Here is a 16,736-nt window from a genome sequence, read left to right as displayed (position 1 = left end):
CATCCACCCATCCACCCATCCACTCTTCACCACTATGCTCAGCCGCGTCGCCGATTCTATCTACTGGTTAAACCGCTATGTCGAGCGGGCCGAAAACGTCGCCCGCTTTGTGGATGTCAACCTGAACCTGCTGCTGGACGCACCGCCGGGGATGGAGCAGCAGTGGGAGCCGCTGGTGAGAACGACGGGCGATCAGGCCATGTTTAAGGAGCGCTACAGTGAAGCGACCGCCGAGAATATCCTGCGGTTTTTGACCTTCGATCGCGAGTATCCCAACTCAATCATTTCCTGCTTGAAGTCGGCGCGGGAAAATGCGCGATCGGTGCGGGAGGTAATTTCGTCTGAAATGTGGGAGCAGGTGAATTCGTTTTACCTGATGGTGAATGAAGCGGCAGACGGGGGAGTGCTATCGGAGTTACACCGCTTTTTCCCCGAAGTCAAAATGGCCAGCCACCTGTTTGCCGGGGTGATGGAGGCCACCATGGCCCACACCGAGGGCTGGCACTTTGGTCAACTGGGGCGGCTGCTGGAGCGGGCCGACAAAACCGCCCGCATTCTCGACGTGAAATACTACATTTTGCTGCCCTCGGTCACCGATGTGGGCTCGCCCCTGGATGACCTGCAGTGGATTGCTCTGCTGAAGTCGGCCAGCGCCTACGAGATGTACCGCAAGTGCCAGTACCGCATCACCCCCAAAGGGGTGACCGAGTTTTTGATTTTGAACCGGGAGTTTCCGCGATCGATTCAGTTTTGTTTGCTGGAGGCAGAGCGATCGCTGCACTGCATTTCGGGCACCCCGGCGGGCACCTGGCGCACCAACAGCGATCGCGCCCTCGGTCGCCTGCGCTCCGAACTCGACTACCTCACTATCGAAGAAATTACCCAGCAGGGGCTGCACGAGTTTCTCGACAACCTGCAAACTCGTCTTAACACTGTCAGCGAGAAGATCTTCTCAGACTTTTTTGCCCTAGAGCCCGTGTCCCAGCGCTAAGAGATCCCAGGGTTCTTTGGGTGGTTTGGTGGGAATTATTACCCTCTCACTAGAACCCTGGGATCTTTCCCTACCGCACCAGCACCAGCGCCAGACTCAACAGTAGTAGCCCCACTATCCCCACCAGCCCCCGATGGTTGCGCAGCCAAAAACTGACCTGCTGCCCCGGTGACAGCGTCGGCAGATCAATATCCTGAGCGGCATTCACAGGTCGATACAAGGTGCAGGTTTCGGCGTGGGGGCGTTGAGGAAAGTTGCAGGTGTCGTCGGCATCGTAGAGGCAGGTGGCACACAGCGGCTCGTCGCCCTCGGTGCGGTGCAGCGGTATACCCGGATGCCCGTGAGCCTTGAGCGTCAGCCCACAGCGGGGGCACCGAAGCGCAGTGGGTTCGAGAGGAGCCTGACAGCGGGAGCACGACAGCATGGCAGCGGGGCAGCGTAATACAGTCAACAGCAATGGCCGTATGCTAGCGCAGCCCACCCCCTAAAAGACGGCGAAACAGCCGGTACCCAGCTCGAACCCAATCCAACAACACATAGGGAATTGGCAGTCCCAGGGGCAGGAAAAAGGGCCGATAAATCCACCAGTAGGCGCGCTTGACATCCTGCCAGGCTCGGCAGGGCTGGGTATTTAAGAAATCAGAGACATCCACGACTAGGCCGCGCCCCTCGTACTGCATCACGTTGCGACCATGTACATCGTGGGGAAACATGCCCCGACTACGCACATAGTCGAGGGCGGCATCAATATCGCGAATCACCTGGGGCGGAATGGCAATGCCCCGGTGGAGACAGTCGTACAGCGTCACCCCGTACAGGCGCTTGAGCACTAAAAACGGCGCTTCGCTGACGTAGCACCGCGAAAACGCCGGATGGTCGGTCAGTCGCCGGTAGACTTCAACCTCGGCTTCGATGCCGGGGCGACCCGGTGCATACACCTTCACCACCTGTTCGGGATAGTCGGGGTGCATGAACACCGCGGCGTAGTTGCCCGCTCCCAGAAGACGCCAGGGAACCGGCACCCGATGAACCACCACGGGATTGTGAGGATCGATGCTTTCGAGGTGCAGCTCTGGCAGCAGCTCTTTGCGAACGCATTGCGCAAGCGCCTGAATAGGGTCAAGCATAGGGATGAATTTGCCAGTGACTCGTCATTAAACTCAGTCGTGTTGCCAGGTTTTAATTGTGACAAGATCAGGGCTGGTGCGTGCGGGAGCGGATCGGCAGCAGACGGAGCGATCGCACTGCCAACTGGAAGCTAGGTCGAGGGATAGCGCCGTACCTGGTACTCGCGGGCATCGATCATGCGGTAATCAAATTCAACCGCCTCGTCAAACCGGTGCTCAACAGCGTCTAGCTCGTCCTGGGGAATCGACTTCCACTGCTCGCGGGTTTGCCAGCGCACCATGAACACCACCTGGTCGTGCAAATCCGGCGAAATCCACACTTCTTTTGAAATAAAGCCGGGATACTGGCTCAGGGCCGCCGTCCAGATGTCGTTGTCTAAGCGAATGAAGGTTTCTCGGTTGTCGGGGTCGACCGCAAAGGTCAGCCATTCAATTACCATTAGGTTGCGTCCTCGGTTAAACGGGCAATTTGAGCCTCAAAGTAGGCCTGGCGCGTGCCCAGCACCCGTGCCAGCACCAGCCCCTCACGGTAGGCAGCCAGGGCCGAGGGGGTGGCCCCCAATTGCTCATGCACCTGGCCTAGCTCTTCGTAGGCCGCCATCATCGTAAAAGCACTGTGGGATTGCTGAGCGACTACCAAGAGCTGTTCGTAGAGGTAGCCCACGTCAGTCCAGCGACCTAGGGTTTTATACACGTTGGCCAGGTCCTGGATGGCGTTGGTGGCGACCTCAAACTGCTCTAGGTCGATGGCGTTGGTGTAGGCAACCTGGAACTGGCGCGCGGCGGTCGCTACGTCACCTAGGGCGAGGTAGTTTTGGGCGACTCGGTATTGCAAGGGAGCGATCTGCGGCCACAGGCTTTCGTCGCTTTGGTAAAGGGTCAGCAGGCGCTGCTGCAGGGCGATCGCACCCGCAAACTCCTGAGCCTGCTCCAGATTCTCGGCCTGAAGGGCCAGGTAGCGCCGTTCATCGTCGGGGTTGACCTCAACCTGGTTCAGCGCCACCAGTTCACCGTAGGCCCCGGCGGCCTCTGGGAAGTAGAACCACTCGGCCCGCAGGGCAGCCAGAATTTCGAGCTGGCGGCGGTAGTCAGCTTCATCATTAGTGAGCAGGGCAGCATCGGCCAGGTCGCGGCGAACTTTGGCGGCGGCATCGATCGCACCCAGCACAACGTAGGTATCGGCCATACGCTCTAGCAGAGCACGGTCTTCTGGTAGCACCAGATCGGCCCGAATTTCGTCGAGGCGTACGGCGTAGAGTTGCAGATCTTGGGTCGCTTCGCGATCGCGTAGCCACTGCCCCACCCGGTCGATTGCCGCCAGCTCGCGTTCGACCCCTAGCAGACGGCGCAGACGAATCTCTCGCCGCCAGATATCACGGGCCTGCTCTAGCTCCCCCGCCTCGGCCAGAGCCTCGGCCTCCAGCGCCAGTTGGTCCAGCTCTTGCTCTAGGGCATATAGCTCCAGCGGGCTGAGAGGACGCGACACAATAGGCCGGGGCAGCAGCGGGTCGAGGGGGTCGTCTTGCAGCGGGTCGGCCAAAAAGGGAAAGCGAACCGCTGGCGGCAGGGCCTGACCCAAAACCCGAGGTGCGGTGCCGAAGGTGAGTGCGATCGCTAGCGCCAGCGAACCAATGGAGCGATGTAGCATTCCCTCACGGAACCAAAACTGGTGTTTGAAGAACTGGCGGGGCAACGATCTTTCCCAAGCTGCCCACCTATCATAAACGCCGCCAGTGCCCTATATGTGACAACCCCTTAACATCTCCTGGAGACCCACCATAGCGGTAGCCGCCATCCTGTAACCTGGAGATTCGACGGCGGTTAAACCGTCTTGCCTAGAGCCATTACCCAACCCTTTGCAAGCCTCGTTTCAGACTATGCACTCCACCGCATCCCCGACTGTTTCGACCCTCAAGCGCACCGTTCGGATCGTGTCTCGCAAGAGCCAGCTGGCGCTGATTCAAACCCACTGGGTGCGGGATGAACTCCAGCGGCATTTTCCCGATCTGGCTTTCGAAATTGTCACCATGGAAACCCAGGGCGACAAGGTGCTCGACGTGTCACTCTCTAAAATTGGTGACAAGGGTTTGTTTACCCAGGAACTCGAAGACACCATGCTGCGCGGCGACAGCGACTTTGCCGTGCACTCTTTGAAGGATTTACCTACCCGCCTGCCTGAGGGGCTCATGCTGGGCTGCATCACCGAGCGGGAAGACCCCGCCGATGCCCTGGTCGTCCACGCAAAAAACAAAGACAAAACCCTGGCCACCCTGCCCGAGGGCGCGGTAATTGGTACCTCGTCGCTGCGGCGGTTGGCTCAGTTGCGCCACCACTACCCTCATCTCACCTTCAAAGATATTCGCGGCAACCTCAACACCCGCCTGCGCAAGCTCGACGAGGGCGGCTACGACGGCATCATTCTGGCGGTAGCTGGCTTGCAGCGCATGGATATGGGCGATCGCATCCACGAAATTTTGTCTGCCGATATCTCGCTCCACGCTGTGGGGCAGGGGGCGCTGGGCATTGAATGTCGCACTGGTGACGCCGAAATTCTTAAGCTGCTGAGCGTGCTCTCTGACTCGCCTACCACGGCCCGATGTCTGGCCGAACGCGCCTTTCTGCGCGAGCTAGAGGGGGGGTGTCAGGTGCCCATCGGCGTCAATACAGCACTGGAGGGCGACACCCTGACCCTGACGGGGCTAGTGGCCAGTCTCGACGGTCAGCGGGTGATTAAAAACACTGTGCAGGGGCCAACCACGGCGGCCGAAGCCTTGGGCACCCAGCTAGCTCAACACCTGCGGGCCGAGGGAGCACAGACTATTTTGGACGAAATTAACGCTACTAACCGGTCCTAGGTAAGGGCCAGGGCTGGTTATCGGCTGTGGATTTTGGGGCGAGGTAGATCAGTGGAGAACGGGGATGTGAGTGATTGGGTGAGGCGGTGGGTTTGATTGGGCAAGAGTGGACTAAAAACAAAGGAGGCCAGTTTGAAAATTGGCCCCCTTTACCCAGCCGAACTAAAGAAAAGCCTAAAATCACCAAAAGTAGTCTCTGCGTCTGTCCAAAGCCATAGACCATCGGTCACAATAAGGCCAGGATTGGCCGAACGTATGTGGCCCTTGGCTAGTCTCCCTCCCCCTGCCCAGGCTGGTATTACTACGATGTCAACTTCCCCTTTTCCCAGGTCTCCTTTTTCCAAGCTTTTGTCTCTGCTACATCCCTCTGCACTGGCCCTAGTGCCCCTGGCCTTGACTACTGTAGGGGCTGAGTTAACCCTTGCCGCCACTACACTGACAGAGTACGAAGATAGTCCTAAGGTCGTCGTTGACGAAGCCTGGCAGATTGTCAATAGGGAGTACGTCGACAACAGCTTTAACCAGGTTGACTGGCAGGCTGTACGGCAAGATTTATTGGGGCGCGAGTACACTTCTCAAGATGCCGCTTACAGTGCGCTGCGATCGGCGCTGCGGCAGCTCAACGACCCTTATACTCGGTTTTTATCCCCAGCCGAGTACGCCGACCTCACCGATCAAACCTCGGGTGAGGTTTCAGGCATTGGCGTACGGCTAGAGCGCAACACTGAGACTGGGGCAGTGTTGGTTACCAGCGTGGCCCCCGCCTCTCCAGCAGAGCAGTCTGGCATTGCAGTAGGCGATCGCATTTTACTGGTTGACGGTCAGAGCACCGAGCGCCTTACCGCTGAGGGCGTGCTGCAACAGCTGCGGGGCAACGAGGGCTCTCAGGTAACGCTGACCATTTCTCGCAACGGTAGTGGGCCTCGCACCGTTATTTTGACCCGCGCCATCATGGATTTGCCCACCGTTGAGTATGCTCAAAAAACGGTTGGCGGTCGCCCAATTGGCTACATTCGCCTGATTGAGTTCAACGCCCACGCCGCCGAGCAGATGGCCGAGGCCATTCGCAGTCTGAGCGATGCGGGGGTTGAAGGGTTTGTGCTCGACCTGCGGGGCAACCCCGGCGGGCTACTGCTGGCCAGCATCGACATCGGCCGCATGTGGCTTCAGCACGGCCCCATTGTACGCACCCTCGATCGCAGCGGCAACGACGAGGCACTTTCAGCTAACCGCACGGCCTTGACCAACCTGCCGCTCACAGTGCTGGTAGACGGGCGATCGGCCAGCTCCAGCGAAATTCTAACCGGTGCCCTGCGAGACAACAATCGCGCCACCGTCGTGGGCAACACCACCTACGGCAAAGCCCTGGTACAGTCGCTGCATGGCCTCACCGATGGCTCTGGACTGACCGTTACCGTGGCCCACTACTACACTCCCAACGGCACCGATATCAGCAGCCGGGGTATTACCCCCGACGTAGAGGTCGGACTGAGCGATCGCCAGCGCCGTGAGCTGTTTAGCAACCCCGCCCTGCTCGGCACCGAGGCCGATACTCAGTATCTCCGTGCCGCCGAGGTGCTAGAGCAAACCATCCTCGCCAGCCAGGGGCCACCGACAACCACCGGAGCCAGCCGCCTGGGCCGATTAGATCCTGCCGAATAGGTAAGCCAGAGAACCCGGTCGCGTAGGGGCATTGCAGGCAATGCCCCTACGCGAATGCGTGAGATCTTCGGTATTTAAAGAGAGGCTAAAGCCGCCCAGCGTAAGCGGTCATAGGTTCTTTAATGAAGCGAATGTAGAGGTGTTTGAAGGTCGACTTCACCACCCGAGGCATACCAAAGTCGATGGGCATGAGTTCGGTGGGTAGCTGCCAGTCGGCCACCCGCAGATCGTCTGGGGTGAACAGTGGAAAGGTGATCTCTTCCCCGTCGGGGCAAGCCTTTAACCGTATCGACTGAGCCACCGTGGGCACCATCAGTGGATCGACCCCCAGCACCGCTACCATGGCGCGGTCTAGCGCAAATACGTTGCCAGAAGCCCCCAAAACTCCCAAATCCCTAGGTTCGCCACCGCTGGGGCCATTGCCCTCGTGGCCAACAATGCCATCGACAATGGTGAGGGCCGGATTGATCAGGCGGGCGGTTTCGACCAGCATAGTGCCAAAGCGCTGCACGTCTTTGCCCGCCTCCATGTGCCACCAGGCCTTCATTTTGCCGGGCACGCAGCCAAACAGGTTCTTCACTCCCAGGGTCAGCGTGAGCTGCACGTGAGACTTGACCTTGGGTAGGTTGATCACCACATCGGCCTCCATCGCTTCTTTAGAAAGGCGCAGGTGATCAAACTCGGGGTTATCAGTGGGGTAGCGGTGGCCGTGTAGCTCCACGATGGGCAGGTCGAGTTCCTGGACCAGGGACAATAGCCCATTGGCCTTAGCCACCCCGTAGGCGCTGCCAAAGGCGGGGCTGTCGCCCAAAAAAGGTTTGCCGCCAGCGGCTTTTACCTGCTGGGCGACGGCGTAGACTAGCTCAGGCCGGGTGGTGCATTCTTTAGTGGGGCGAGAGCCAGTCAGCAGGTTGGGCTTGAGCAGCACGCGATCGCCCGGTTTGACAAAGGCCGCCATGCCCCCCAGTGGCTCAAGGACCTGAGTGAGCGATCGCGCCAGGTCATCCCGCTGGTAAGACTGGGCGCGAATCAGGCTGACTGGCACTGCCATAGCACTCTCCTCTAGCCATAAACTGGCAATAGTTCTGTCTGGAGAATAACGCGTCACCCCCCCAGCAGCAACGTCCTTCCAACCCTGTCTGGCCCCGTCACAACCTCTATCCAACCCCTTAAGGACTTTCTATGCTCAACCTGTGGGCGACCACCAGCGGCACCTGGATCAACGTAGCTACCGTTTTGCTGGGCACGACGCTGGGGCTGATGCTGCGCAGCCGCCTGCCCAAATCGATGCAGCAGATTATTACCCAGGCCGTGGGGCTAATGACCCTGGTGATTGGCGTAAATATGGCAGGCAGCCTTTCAGCCATTGACGCTGGTCCTATCGACGGTATTATTTTGGCGCTGTTGGTGCTGGCGGCGGGTGGGCTGCTGGGCGAATGGTGGCAAATCGAGAAGCGCCTGTCGGTGCTGGGCGACTGGCTGAAGGCACGGGTACGGGGCGGCGGGCGCTTTACCGAGGGGTTTGTGGCGGCTAGCCTGCTGTTTTGTATTGGCCCGATGGCGATTGTAGGCAGCCTCAACAATGGCCTGGCGGGCGACAATACCCTGCTCACCCTCAAGGCGACGATGGATGGGCTGGCTGCGATCGCCCTGACCGGCACCTACGGCATTGGCGTTGGCTTTTCGGCCCTGAGCGTGCTGGTTGTGCAGGGGGGGCTATCGCTGCTGGCCAGCGTCTCCGGAACAATTATTCCAGACCCGACCACCAGCCCTCACGTTTTGCTAATTACCGGCACGGGCGGGCTGATGATTTTGGGCATTGGCCTCAATTTGCTAGAGATTGGCCAGGTGCGGGTGGCCTCGTTTTTACCGGCACTGCTGCTCAGCCCGCTGGCGATCGCCCTGGCCCAGCGACTGTGATCTAACACCCAAACCTCTCCTCATTGCTTACCAGAGAGGCTTTTGAACATGCAGACGAAGTTTTAAAGATCGTTCACATGACGTCATCCAGCCTAAGGGTAAGGTTGGGGAAAATAGCCGACGCCAGCGGCTGACCCAAACGATATTGCTGTTTGTGATATGACTCCTCAATCAACCGACACACCGTGATGGTCGGTTGCTTTGGTTTGCCAATAAACTCAATGCCTCCTAGCCCGCGAAAATCAACAATCCAATATTCCTCAATCCCCAGTAAGGCGTACTCTTCAACCTTGCGGGCATAGTCGTCTTGCCAATTGGTGCTGACGACTTCGACGACCATCGCGATCGCCTGTCCAGAGGTGATCACTGGTTCTTTTTGCCAGAGCGGTTCGATCACCAGAGCGGCTTCGTCTAAGACAATAACATCGGGGCGTAGGGCGGTTGCAGTGGCCGCTGGGGGTTTAATTAAGCAGGTTTTAGGAATCGTCCAGCCTCGGTTGAGGCGAAGAATTTCTGCAAACAGATATCCGGCCAGTTTGCCAGCAACTTGTTCGTGGGGGCCAGTAGGTTCCAAATTTCGCAGTTCCCCATCGATCAGTTCGTAGCATGGGTTGTCCCCATACTGGGCCACAAATTCTTCAAAACTCAGGGTTTTAGCTGGCGTGTAAGTCATAGCTACTGCTGCTAAGGCTATGTAGTGCTGAGCCTGCGGAAGGCTTTAATGGGCCTAAACGCGCTATTAATCATCCTACCAATCGAGACGGATATCGACGTCCAGTGCTGGCTGAAATCGGGACTAGAAGCGCGGTTTCTTTGCCCACCTGGTGACCGGCAAAGCTGCGGCGCGTCTCCTCGACAGGGTAAAATCTGACGTTGGTTGAGCAACTGAGAGGACAGACCCCTGAAAACCCGCGTAATTATCGTCCGCCACGGGCAGAGCACCTACAACCAGCAAAAGCGCATTCAAGGCCATTGTGACGAGTCAGAGCTCACCCCCGGCGGCGAAGCCCAGGCGCTGCAGGTGGGGCAGGCGCTGGTCGGCATTCCCTTTGATGCCGTGTGGGCCAGCCCTCTCAAGCGCGCCCGCAAAACCGCCGAAGTTATCACCGCCGAGCTGCAAAAGAGCACCCCGGCCCTGGTCGCCCCCAGCTTTAGCGACAACCTCAAAGAGATCAGCCTGCCCCTGTGGGAGGGGATGCCCTTTGTTGATGCCGAAACGCAGTACCCTGAGACCTTTAAGCAGTGGCGCACCGACCCGGCTAATTTTGTCATGGCCGTACCCCAGCCCGATGGCTCTACGGTAGAGTTTTACCCCATTCGCGAGCTGTACCAGCAGGCCGCCCGGTTCTGGCAAGAGCTGCTGGCGGCGCACCAGGGCCAAACCATTTTGATCGTGGCTCACAGCGCTATCAACCGGGCGCTGGTTAGCACCGCCATTGGGCTGGGGCCAGAGCGCTTTAACAGCCTCAACCAGGCCAACTGCAACATCAGCGTGCTGAATTTTGCCGGGGGCTGGGGCAGCCCGGTGCAGGTCGAAGCCATGAACCTGACCAGCCACATGGGTGCGCCGCTGCCCGACATGCGCCGAGGCCACCGAGGCCCTCGCATGCTGCTGGTGCGCCACGGCGAAACGGAATGGAACCGCCAGGGCCGGTTTCAGGGCCAAATCGATGTGCCCCTTAATGACAATGGCCGCGCCCAGGGCGAGAAGGCGGCAGCATTCCTCAAACCCGTGACCGTTGATGCGGCCTACACCAGCTTCATGGCCCGGCCCAAAGAAACGGCAGAAATCATTTTGCAGCACCACCCCGACCTGACGCTGCACTCGGTCAACGAGCTGCGAGAAATCAGCCACGGCGAATGGGAAGGGCTGTACGAGGCGGAGATTGAAACCAACTACCCCGGCATGCTGGAGCAGTGGCAGGGCGCGCCCGAAACCGTGCAGATGCCGGGGGGCGAAAACCTGGAGCAGGTGTGGCTGCGATCGATCGCAGCCTGGAAGCAAATTGTGGCTGCCCACAGCAGCGGCGACACGGTGCAAACCGTGCTGGTGGTCGCCCACGACGCGGTGAATAAAGCGCTGCTGTGCCATGTGTTGGGGCTGGGGCCAGAGTCGTTCTGGCGCTTTAAGCAGGGCAATGGGGCGGTGAGCGTAATCGACTATCCCAACGGCATCGACAGCGCCCCGGTGCTGGTGACGGCCAATATCACCATTCACCTGTCGGGCAGTGTGCTGGATAAAACCGCAGCGGGGGCACTGTGACGCAGGTTCAGGCAACCGGGGCGCAGCTAATTCAGCAGGTGCGAGTGCTGGATGCGATTACCCAAAGCGATCGCGTGGCCGATGTATTGGTGCAGGACGGGGTGGTGACAGAGATCGCCCCGTCAATCACCGTCATCCCTGCCAGTGCCAAGATGCTCACGGGGCAGGGGAAGATTCTACTTCCCGGCCTAGTGGATCTCTACAGCCACTCGGGGGAACCAGGGAACGAATCGCGAGAAACCCTGGAGTCGCTGCTAGCCGCTGGTCAGGCCGGGGGCTTTACCCGGCTGGGAATTTTGCCCAATACTGAGCCTGCGATCGATCATTCGGCGATGGTAGAGAAGCTGCTGGTTCGGCGAGACTCTATCGCGCGCGAAAACCCCAGTCTGCCTCATCTGTATCCTTGGGGTGCTCTGACCCAGGGTGCCCAGGGCCAGCAGATGGTGGAGCTGGCGGAGCTGGCTGAGGCTGCGATCGCAGGCTTCGCCGACGGTCGCGCGATACAGAATCCACTGCTGGTGCAACGGCTGTTGCAGTACCTCAAGCCCCTCGGTAAGCCAGTGGCGCTGTATAGCTGCGACCGCAACCTACGAGACAGCGGCGTGGCCCGCGAAGGCCCCTTTTCACTAATCTACGGCCTGGTCGGCGACCCAGCCAGCTCTGAAACAGCCGCCCTAGCTGCCTTACTGGAATGCGTGGCTGAGGTCAGCACCCCGGTTCACCTGATGCGGCTTTCCACGGCGCGGGGGGTCGAGCTGGTGCAGCAGGCCAAGGAGCGGGGCTTGCCCGTGACCGCCAGCACCACCTGGATGCACCTGCTGTTTAGCGCCAAAGATTTGGGCGGCTACGACCCCAGCCTGCGCCTTTCGCCACCGCTGGGAAATCCTGAAGATCAAGCGGCGCTGATTGAGGGGGTGAAGGCGGGGGTGGTGGATGCGATCGCGATCGACCACACCCCACACACCTACGAAGACAAAACCGTGGGCTTTCCCTCGGCTCCTCCCGGTGCGATTGGCCTGGAGCTGGCCCTAGGAATCTTGTGGGATACCTTTGTGGTTAACGGCGACTGGTCGCCCCTGACGCTGCTTCAGGCGCTGAGCACAAACCCTGCTGCGTGCTGGGGGCAAACCCCGCCCACCATTCAGCCCCAACAGCCCGCTGAGATAATTCTGTTTGACCCGGCGGCTACCTGGACGGCGAGCCTAGCGACTCTGCGATCGCTATCTGCCAACACTCCCTGGCTGGGGAAAGAGATATCTGGACGGGTCGTGCGTACCTGGGTTCCACCGCTTGAGTCACCTATTACCTACTCACCCACTCACTGAACTAAGGAATTTGGGTGTATGCAACCTAATTTCATTGCGGGAGGTACCCATCAAAGCGAATTGGCATCGCCCGCTTAAACTCATCGGTGGCGGTACGGCCTATGTGCTATACCTTGTCGATAATCGACGCTAATCACGGTCAAGCCCGTTGGGTTGAGGTTGGAGCCATTAAGGTTCGAATCATCTCGACGGAGTCAAAAATGACACCTCGACAGGCCTGAGAAATATACGGGAAAATCCGATGCTTAATGGGATTGTATTTTGAGGTGTAGGGGAGATAATGAGCAATGCAAATCTCAAAACCCAGCGCACTGGCCAGAGCTTGAAAGCTTTGTTTGAAAGTGTAGCAGCGAGCGCTATTGCTGCCGCTACGATCGTATAACAGAAGCAGTGAGGTTGTCTCAGGGTACTGATAGCAACTGTAATGAGTCCACCAGTAGTTCATAAAATCACAGGCAACTTCTAATATCAAATCCGCCTTGAGAAATCCTGACTTAAAACAGAGAGCTCGCAGGGGCATTGCAGTGTAATGCCCCAACAAACCGGGGGTATACAGGCAGGATTCAGTATGAGGTATCTCAACTAGTGCCAATTTGGAGAAACCCTTGATTGGTCATCAGGCCATAGGGTCCATAAGGAATCACTATCATAAAAGGGCAAAATGAAGGTTTTGCAAAACCATAAAAACCATCATTTTCCCTCAAATAGCCTATTAGCACTGTTTTTCCAAAAAGCTGATCATCTGGGTCAAAAAGTTTGAACTTGGCACCTTGGGTGCTGCTGACCTAGGCTGGAAGCTCTCCTTACTTTTAGTCGGAATTGAATTTGCTACCGGTATCTCTTCCACAAGCCCTGTGACCAGCAAACGAAAGGCAGTATGTCGGACAGTCTCAATTGGCAGTTTCAGACGTTGAGCAATTTCAGTCAGAGGAGTTTTGCCGCTGGCAAAGTTCCAAACGCCCCACTCCTGACGAGTTAGTCGTGTCCGTGGTTTTTCATTTGTTGTACTTAGTAAGCCTGAATTCAACTGGGGCAATTTATCTTTCAAGGCAGACCAATTTCGCAAACTGCGTAAACCTGGTAATGTAACCTCAGTAGCTGGAATACTCACCCCAACCATTTCTAGGTAAGGCATTTGGACATCGCTGGCAAAATGAAAAGTGCCATCAGAAAGTTCAAACAAAACACAAATTTCTTGAATAACTTGTGTAGAAAACAAACCCTGCAATTGTTCTTTTGTTAGTAATTCTTGAGACTTGAGGTAAATACCAAAGGGCATATGAGATGGACATTGCTGAATCAGCTGTAGAAGTTGAGCCTCCGAGAGAAATTGACGACGGGCGATCAAATGAGCTAATCCGTGATGGTCATTACGATTGGCTGCGGCAACAATTCGCCCTTTCTTGAGCCAAATGAAATGGTGTTGAGAAAAATCTGCTGCGTTTGGAAGAGGACGCACCGTTAGCAATCCGTTTTTGCTTCCTTCCTCCACAAGCTGTAAAACTTCTGGCAATGAAAAATTAGATAACCGCCCGCTAACTACCATGGTTTCAACCGTCCTGAGAATTACTTATCGTTGCAACATTAGATTTTGGGAAAATTGCTGAACCAATTTGATAGTAGCTTGGGCGACAGAAGATTTGTTTGTGGGATCAACGCGAATAATAGGAGGGCGCTTGACATCAATACGCCCATATCCTAGTGCAATAGCCATATCTTTAGCACCCCAGGCTCCCGGACAATCCATATGGGTAAATCCAATGATCATAGGTGCTTGGGTTCGTTGTTGCATAAAGTTGCTAATTACTCTGGCATTACGAAGCTCCGAGGGACGATCAGCAGGGACCAATAGCATGTATGCATCAGCCTTGTGAATTAGCAAATCCCACATAAAGTCAAATCGAGTTTGTCCAGGTGTACCATAGATGTGCAGTACCATGTCTTTGTTAAATTTTAGTCGCCCAAAGTCTAGAGCAACTGTCGTTTTTTGTTTCAGTTGAGCAGTCTCATCAGTAGCTTGACGATCAGTGTCAACTACTTTAATCTCACTAATTGAACGAACAAAAGTGGATTTCCCTGCGCCAACTGGTCCAGTGACGACTAAACGTAGAACTTCCATTGCGGCTACCCGTTTTATTTGAAATTGGTAACGACCAAGCTTAAACTAAATTAAATTAAATCAAAAGCTGGCCAGATTGAAAGAGGATGCTTGAAAAGAATATCTAGCGATATTCAGTTGTTCATATGCAAAGAAAACAGTTTCCTTGCCTTGTTCACCTACAAACTGAATCCTAAGCAGCTTTCCAAACATCCTCTAAACGAAAATCAGCTTAAGCCCAAAAGATCTGGATCTTTAGATTAAGTTCACAGGCTTGTGAAATGTGCTGCCGTAGCACTAGTAGTTTGCCAAGCTAAAGATGACAGATTAGTAGGGAAGGCAAGGTTTTAGGTCCACGGCAGGCCTTGAAATATACACCGTAAACCCTGAGCCCTAGGCCGTTAGCACCTGTCAAGTTTAGCCTAGTCAAGTACTAGCTAAAAATTAGCTTGAGCTCAGTTAAAATACGTTTGATTTCTAACTGCAGAATGCCTTGCTTAGCTGATTTGTGAGCAAGCACTAGAAGCAGAGCATCTTGACCGCAGTTTATTAGAATACTATAGCCTTGCTCACCTTCAATCAAAACACGCTCAATACTACCACGAGATAGCTCACTACCAATCCGTTCGCCTAGCGAGAGCATCGCTGCTGACATTGCTGCCACTCTTTCTTCGTCCATCCCAGCGGGCAAAGCTGAGGCCAATGGTAGACCATCTGGTGTAACAATGGCGGCACCTTGAACCTCGCTCAAGCCCGCAACAAAATTCTGCAAAACGTGGTCTAGCTTTTCTGAATTTATCATGATTTGACGTCCTTAAAAGATATAGATGCTGACTCTACGATTTCAATAAAATGATTTCAATAGAGTGAATGTTAGAGCCCAGATTAGACTTAGAACTCTAAGAATTAAAGAGAATTTGCGTTGAGATCTAGCCCCGAAACTCAAGTTCTATGACATCATGTTGACCACCTCTTAATACAGATTCAACTTGGGTGCCGCGAAGCCGTTGCTCCATCATGGTTTCTAAGGCACCTTGAACAGCCCCTAAAGTAAATGACAAGGTACGTGATGACCCTTGTGGTTCACCGGCGGAGCAGATTGTTTCACGGCAATATACTCGGTAACCAGTTTCAGTTACTTCAATTTTGTCAATGATGCAGAGCCGAGTTCCCTCTTCACCGAGTGCTTTTCTGAGCGCTGTCGTTGCTGTCTCTAGATCAGGCTTACTTCCAGCAAAACCTAGCTCAGCAACTAGGCTTTTGCCGCGTAAACGTCCTGCAGCAGCAGCAGAAATCGATGCAGCTTTTTCTCCAAGGGCTTCTTCTAAGCCAAATATCAGTGCTTTAAAACAGATGATGCTGTTGAAGTCGCCCAATTCAGAGCGAAGTTGAGTTGCAGTCAGAGTAGCGTTGGTCATATCAAAGTCATCTCCACAAGATAGGTTAATCAAATAGCCTCTTTCGCCATTCATCTTCATTTGCAGATTGCCCGTGCCAAAAAAGCAAATACGAGGGTTAGTTTATGAAATCTGCAAAGATTTTCTCAATATGAGATCATAGAGTCGGTTCATAGCTTTATTTGGGCTGAACTACGGGGTGAAAAGATTCTGAGGTGTAAAAGACCGCCTTAATAAACTGGCGGAGAAGCAGAACCCATTGCAATGCCTTAGAACAACCTTTTCTTGCAATCTTCTCTTGAGCTCATCGTTTTGTCTACAACTTATTTTTGACATATTTCCTGGGTAATAAAATCAGAATTTATACGTAAGTAGATCTAGGAAATAGGATTTTTATGCCGACAATAGCTGATCGTTAAAGAATTGCTTTTGAGCCTAGAAATTGTGAAAATGAGTTCAGTCTACTCTAGAAAAATGGCAATCTTGTGACGCCCTCTAAATGGAGCAGAAAAATTCAGCACTGGTCTCTAAAGAATTGACAATTGGCCCAAAGTCTTTACTCGCCAGGCTAGGGGCATTTTTGGGAGAATCTCTTAAAAAGCTTGGTTGACAAGGCTTTTCGGTTTTCATTACTTGTTGACAGGCCAGTATCAAAGCTCCTGAAAGGATTAGCGTCTAAGAAGTTTTAAATAAGATTAATCAGATTGGGCGAGGCATTTTGTGAAAGCTTCAAATTCTCCAACTCAAGGCCAGCCTCGTGGAACCGGGTGTATTTAGCGGTCGCGGGAGGTAGACTGTCCCTGAATCTCAAAAGGTTTTGAGATGAGTATTCGCGGATGAACATTGCGATGCACTAATTCTTACTGATGTAAGACAGCCAGCGCTTTGCTAATATGTCGAATGTAATTCAACGTGCTTTGCTCTAAGAGCTACCGATCTTCCTGTCTACCAAGCTGTTGCCAGCCAAGTACTCTATGGGTCAGCAGACCCGATCCCCTCTTTGAACAGCATTTCAACCTTGGTGACATGAGGGAGTGCCGCTGCACCTAGCTAGCTTGAGGTCTCTTGCCATAAGGTGTATTGTCCGTTCTGTAGCGT

At 55.0% G+C, this 16,736-nt stretch carries 17 protein-coding genes; 6 read left to right on the top strand and 11 right to left on the bottom strand.

The window, feature by feature from the left end; genetic code table 11:
• The first annotated feature begins 34 nt into the window (after positions 1 to 34).
• Positions 35 to 991, top strand: coding sequence for an alpha-E domain-containing protein (locus IQ273_RS09215; RefSeq protein WP_194022876.1), 957 nt, complete (start codon positions 35 to 37; stop codon positions 989 to 991).
• A gap of 70 nt (positions 992 to 1,061) precedes the next feature.
• Here IQ273_RS09215 and IQ273_RS09210 read toward each other — a convergent pair whose 3' ends face one another.
• The 4 genes from IQ273_RS09210 to IQ273_RS09195 form a co-directional block, all read right to left on the bottom strand.
• Entirely contained in the window at positions 1,062 to 1,415 is a 354-nt protein-coding gene (locus IQ273_RS09210) for a hypothetical protein (protein ID WP_194022875.1), read from the bottom strand.
• A 43-nt stretch (positions 1,416 to 1,458) separates the two neighbouring features.
• Positions 1,459 to 2,118, bottom strand: a complete 660-nt coding sequence (locus IQ273_RS09205; protein ID WP_194022874.1) for a serine/threonine protein kinase — start codon at positions 2,116 to 2,118, stop codon at positions 1,459 to 1,461.
• Positions 2,119 to 2,249: 131 nt separating this feature from the next.
• On the bottom strand, positions 2,250 to 2,558 hold the full coding sequence (locus IQ273_RS09200; protein ID WP_194022873.1) for a TIGR03792 family protein: 309 nt from the start codon (positions 2,556 to 2,558) through the stop codon (positions 2,250 to 2,252).
• Positions 2,558 to 3,766, bottom strand: coding sequence for a hypothetical protein (locus IQ273_RS09195; protein WP_194022872.1), 1,209 nt, complete (start codon positions 3,764 to 3,766; stop codon positions 2,558 to 2,560). The genes IQ273_RS09200 and IQ273_RS09195 overlap by 1 nt, the downstream gene beginning before the upstream one ends.
• A 229-nt stretch (positions 3,767 to 3,995) precedes the next feature.
• Between IQ273_RS09195 and hemC the strand changes: the two genes are divergently transcribed.
• Together hemC and IQ273_RS09185 are read left to right on the top strand one after the other, a co-directional pair.
• Entirely contained in the window at positions 3,996 to 4,973 is a 978-nt protein-coding gene (gene hemC / locus IQ273_RS09190) for a hydroxymethylbilane synthase (protein ID WP_194022871.1), read from the top strand.
• Between the two features lie 306 nt (positions 4,974 to 5,279).
• Entirely contained in the window at positions 5,280 to 6,635 is a 1,356-nt protein-coding gene (locus IQ273_RS09185; protein ID WP_194022870.1) for a S41 family peptidase, read from the top strand.
• 85 nt (positions 6,636 to 6,720) lie between these two features.
• On the opposite strand, the gene IQ273_RS09180 is transcribed toward IQ273_RS09185, so the two are convergent.
• On the bottom strand, positions 6,721 to 7,686 hold the full coding sequence (locus tag IQ273_RS09180) for a DUF362 domain-containing protein (protein WP_194022869.1): 966 nt from the start codon (positions 7,684 to 7,686) through the stop codon (positions 6,721 to 6,723).
• A gap of 131 nt (positions 7,687 to 7,817) precedes the next feature.
• On the opposite strand from IQ273_RS09180, the gene IQ273_RS09175 reads away from it, so the two are divergent.
• Positions 7,818 to 8,555: a DUF554 domain-containing protein gene (locus tag IQ273_RS09175; protein WP_194022868.1), complete on the top strand. Its 738-nt coding sequence runs from the start codon at positions 7,818 to 7,820 to the stop codon at positions 8,553 to 8,555.
• A gap of 73 nt (positions 8,556 to 8,628) precedes the next feature.
• On the opposite strand, the gene IQ273_RS09170 is transcribed toward IQ273_RS09175, so the two are convergent.
• Positions 8,629 to 9,228 carry a Uma2 family endonuclease gene (locus tag IQ273_RS09170; RefSeq protein ID WP_194022867.1) on the bottom strand — a complete coding sequence of 200 codons (600 nt, stop codon included), beginning with the start codon at positions 9,226 to 9,228 and terminating at the stop codon, positions 8,629 to 8,631.
• Between the two features lie 228 nt (positions 9,229 to 9,456).
• On the opposite strand from IQ273_RS09170, the gene IQ273_RS09165 reads away from it, so the two are divergent.
• Together IQ273_RS09165 and IQ273_RS09160 are read left to right on the top strand one after the other, a co-directional pair.
• Positions 9,457 to 10,818, top strand: coding sequence for a histidine phosphatase family protein (locus IQ273_RS09165; protein ID WP_194022879.1), 1,362 nt, complete (start codon positions 9,457 to 9,459; stop codon positions 10,816 to 10,818).
• Complete coding sequence (locus IQ273_RS09160) at positions 10,815 to 12,143, top strand: dihydroorotase (protein WP_194022866.1); 1,329 nt, start codon at positions 10,815 to 10,817, stop codon at positions 12,141 to 12,143. Before IQ273_RS09165 ends, IQ273_RS09160 begins: the two co-directional genes overlap by 4 nt.
• Positions 12,144 to 12,282: 139 nt before the next feature.
• On the opposite strand, the gene IQ273_RS35715 is transcribed toward IQ273_RS09160, so the two are convergent.
• From IQ273_RS35715 to IQ273_RS09135, 5 genes are all read right to left on the bottom strand, one after another.
• On the bottom strand, positions 12,283 to 12,663 hold the full coding sequence (locus tag IQ273_RS35715) for an ISAzo13-like element transposase-related protein (protein ID WP_228052635.1): 381 nt from the start codon (positions 12,661 to 12,663) through the stop codon (positions 12,283 to 12,285).
• A 192-nt stretch (positions 12,664 to 12,855) separates the two neighbouring features.
• Positions 12,856 to 13,689 carry a DUF4388 domain-containing protein gene (locus IQ273_RS09150; protein WP_194022864.1) on the bottom strand — a complete coding sequence of 278 codons (834 nt, stop codon included), beginning with the start codon at positions 13,687 to 13,689 and terminating at the stop codon, positions 12,856 to 12,858.
• Between the two features lie 24 nt (positions 13,690 to 13,713).
• Entirely contained in the window at positions 13,714 to 14,262 is a 549-nt protein-coding gene (locus IQ273_RS09145; protein ID WP_194022863.1) for an ATP/GTP-binding protein, read from the bottom strand.
• A 412-nt stretch (positions 14,263 to 14,674) separates the two neighbouring features.
• Positions 14,675 to 15,046, bottom strand: a complete 372-nt coding sequence (locus IQ273_RS09140) for a roadblock/LC7 domain-containing protein (RefSeq protein ID WP_194022878.1) — start codon at positions 15,044 to 15,046, stop codon at positions 14,675 to 14,677.
• A 124-nt stretch (positions 15,047 to 15,170) separates the two neighbouring features.
• Complete coding sequence (locus IQ273_RS09135; RefSeq protein ID WP_194022862.1) at positions 15,171 to 15,659, bottom strand: hypothetical protein; 489 nt, start codon at positions 15,657 to 15,659, stop codon at positions 15,171 to 15,173.
• Between the last annotated feature and the right edge of the window lie 1,077 nt (positions 15,660 to 16,736).

This window comes from Nodosilinea sp. LEGE 07298 (genome assembly GCF_015207265.1).
Taxonomy (GTDB): Bacteria; Cyanobacteriota; Cyanobacteriia; order Phormidesmidales; family Phormidesmidaceae; genus Nodosilinea.
This window is presented reverse-complemented; position numbering and strand designations above follow the sequence as displayed.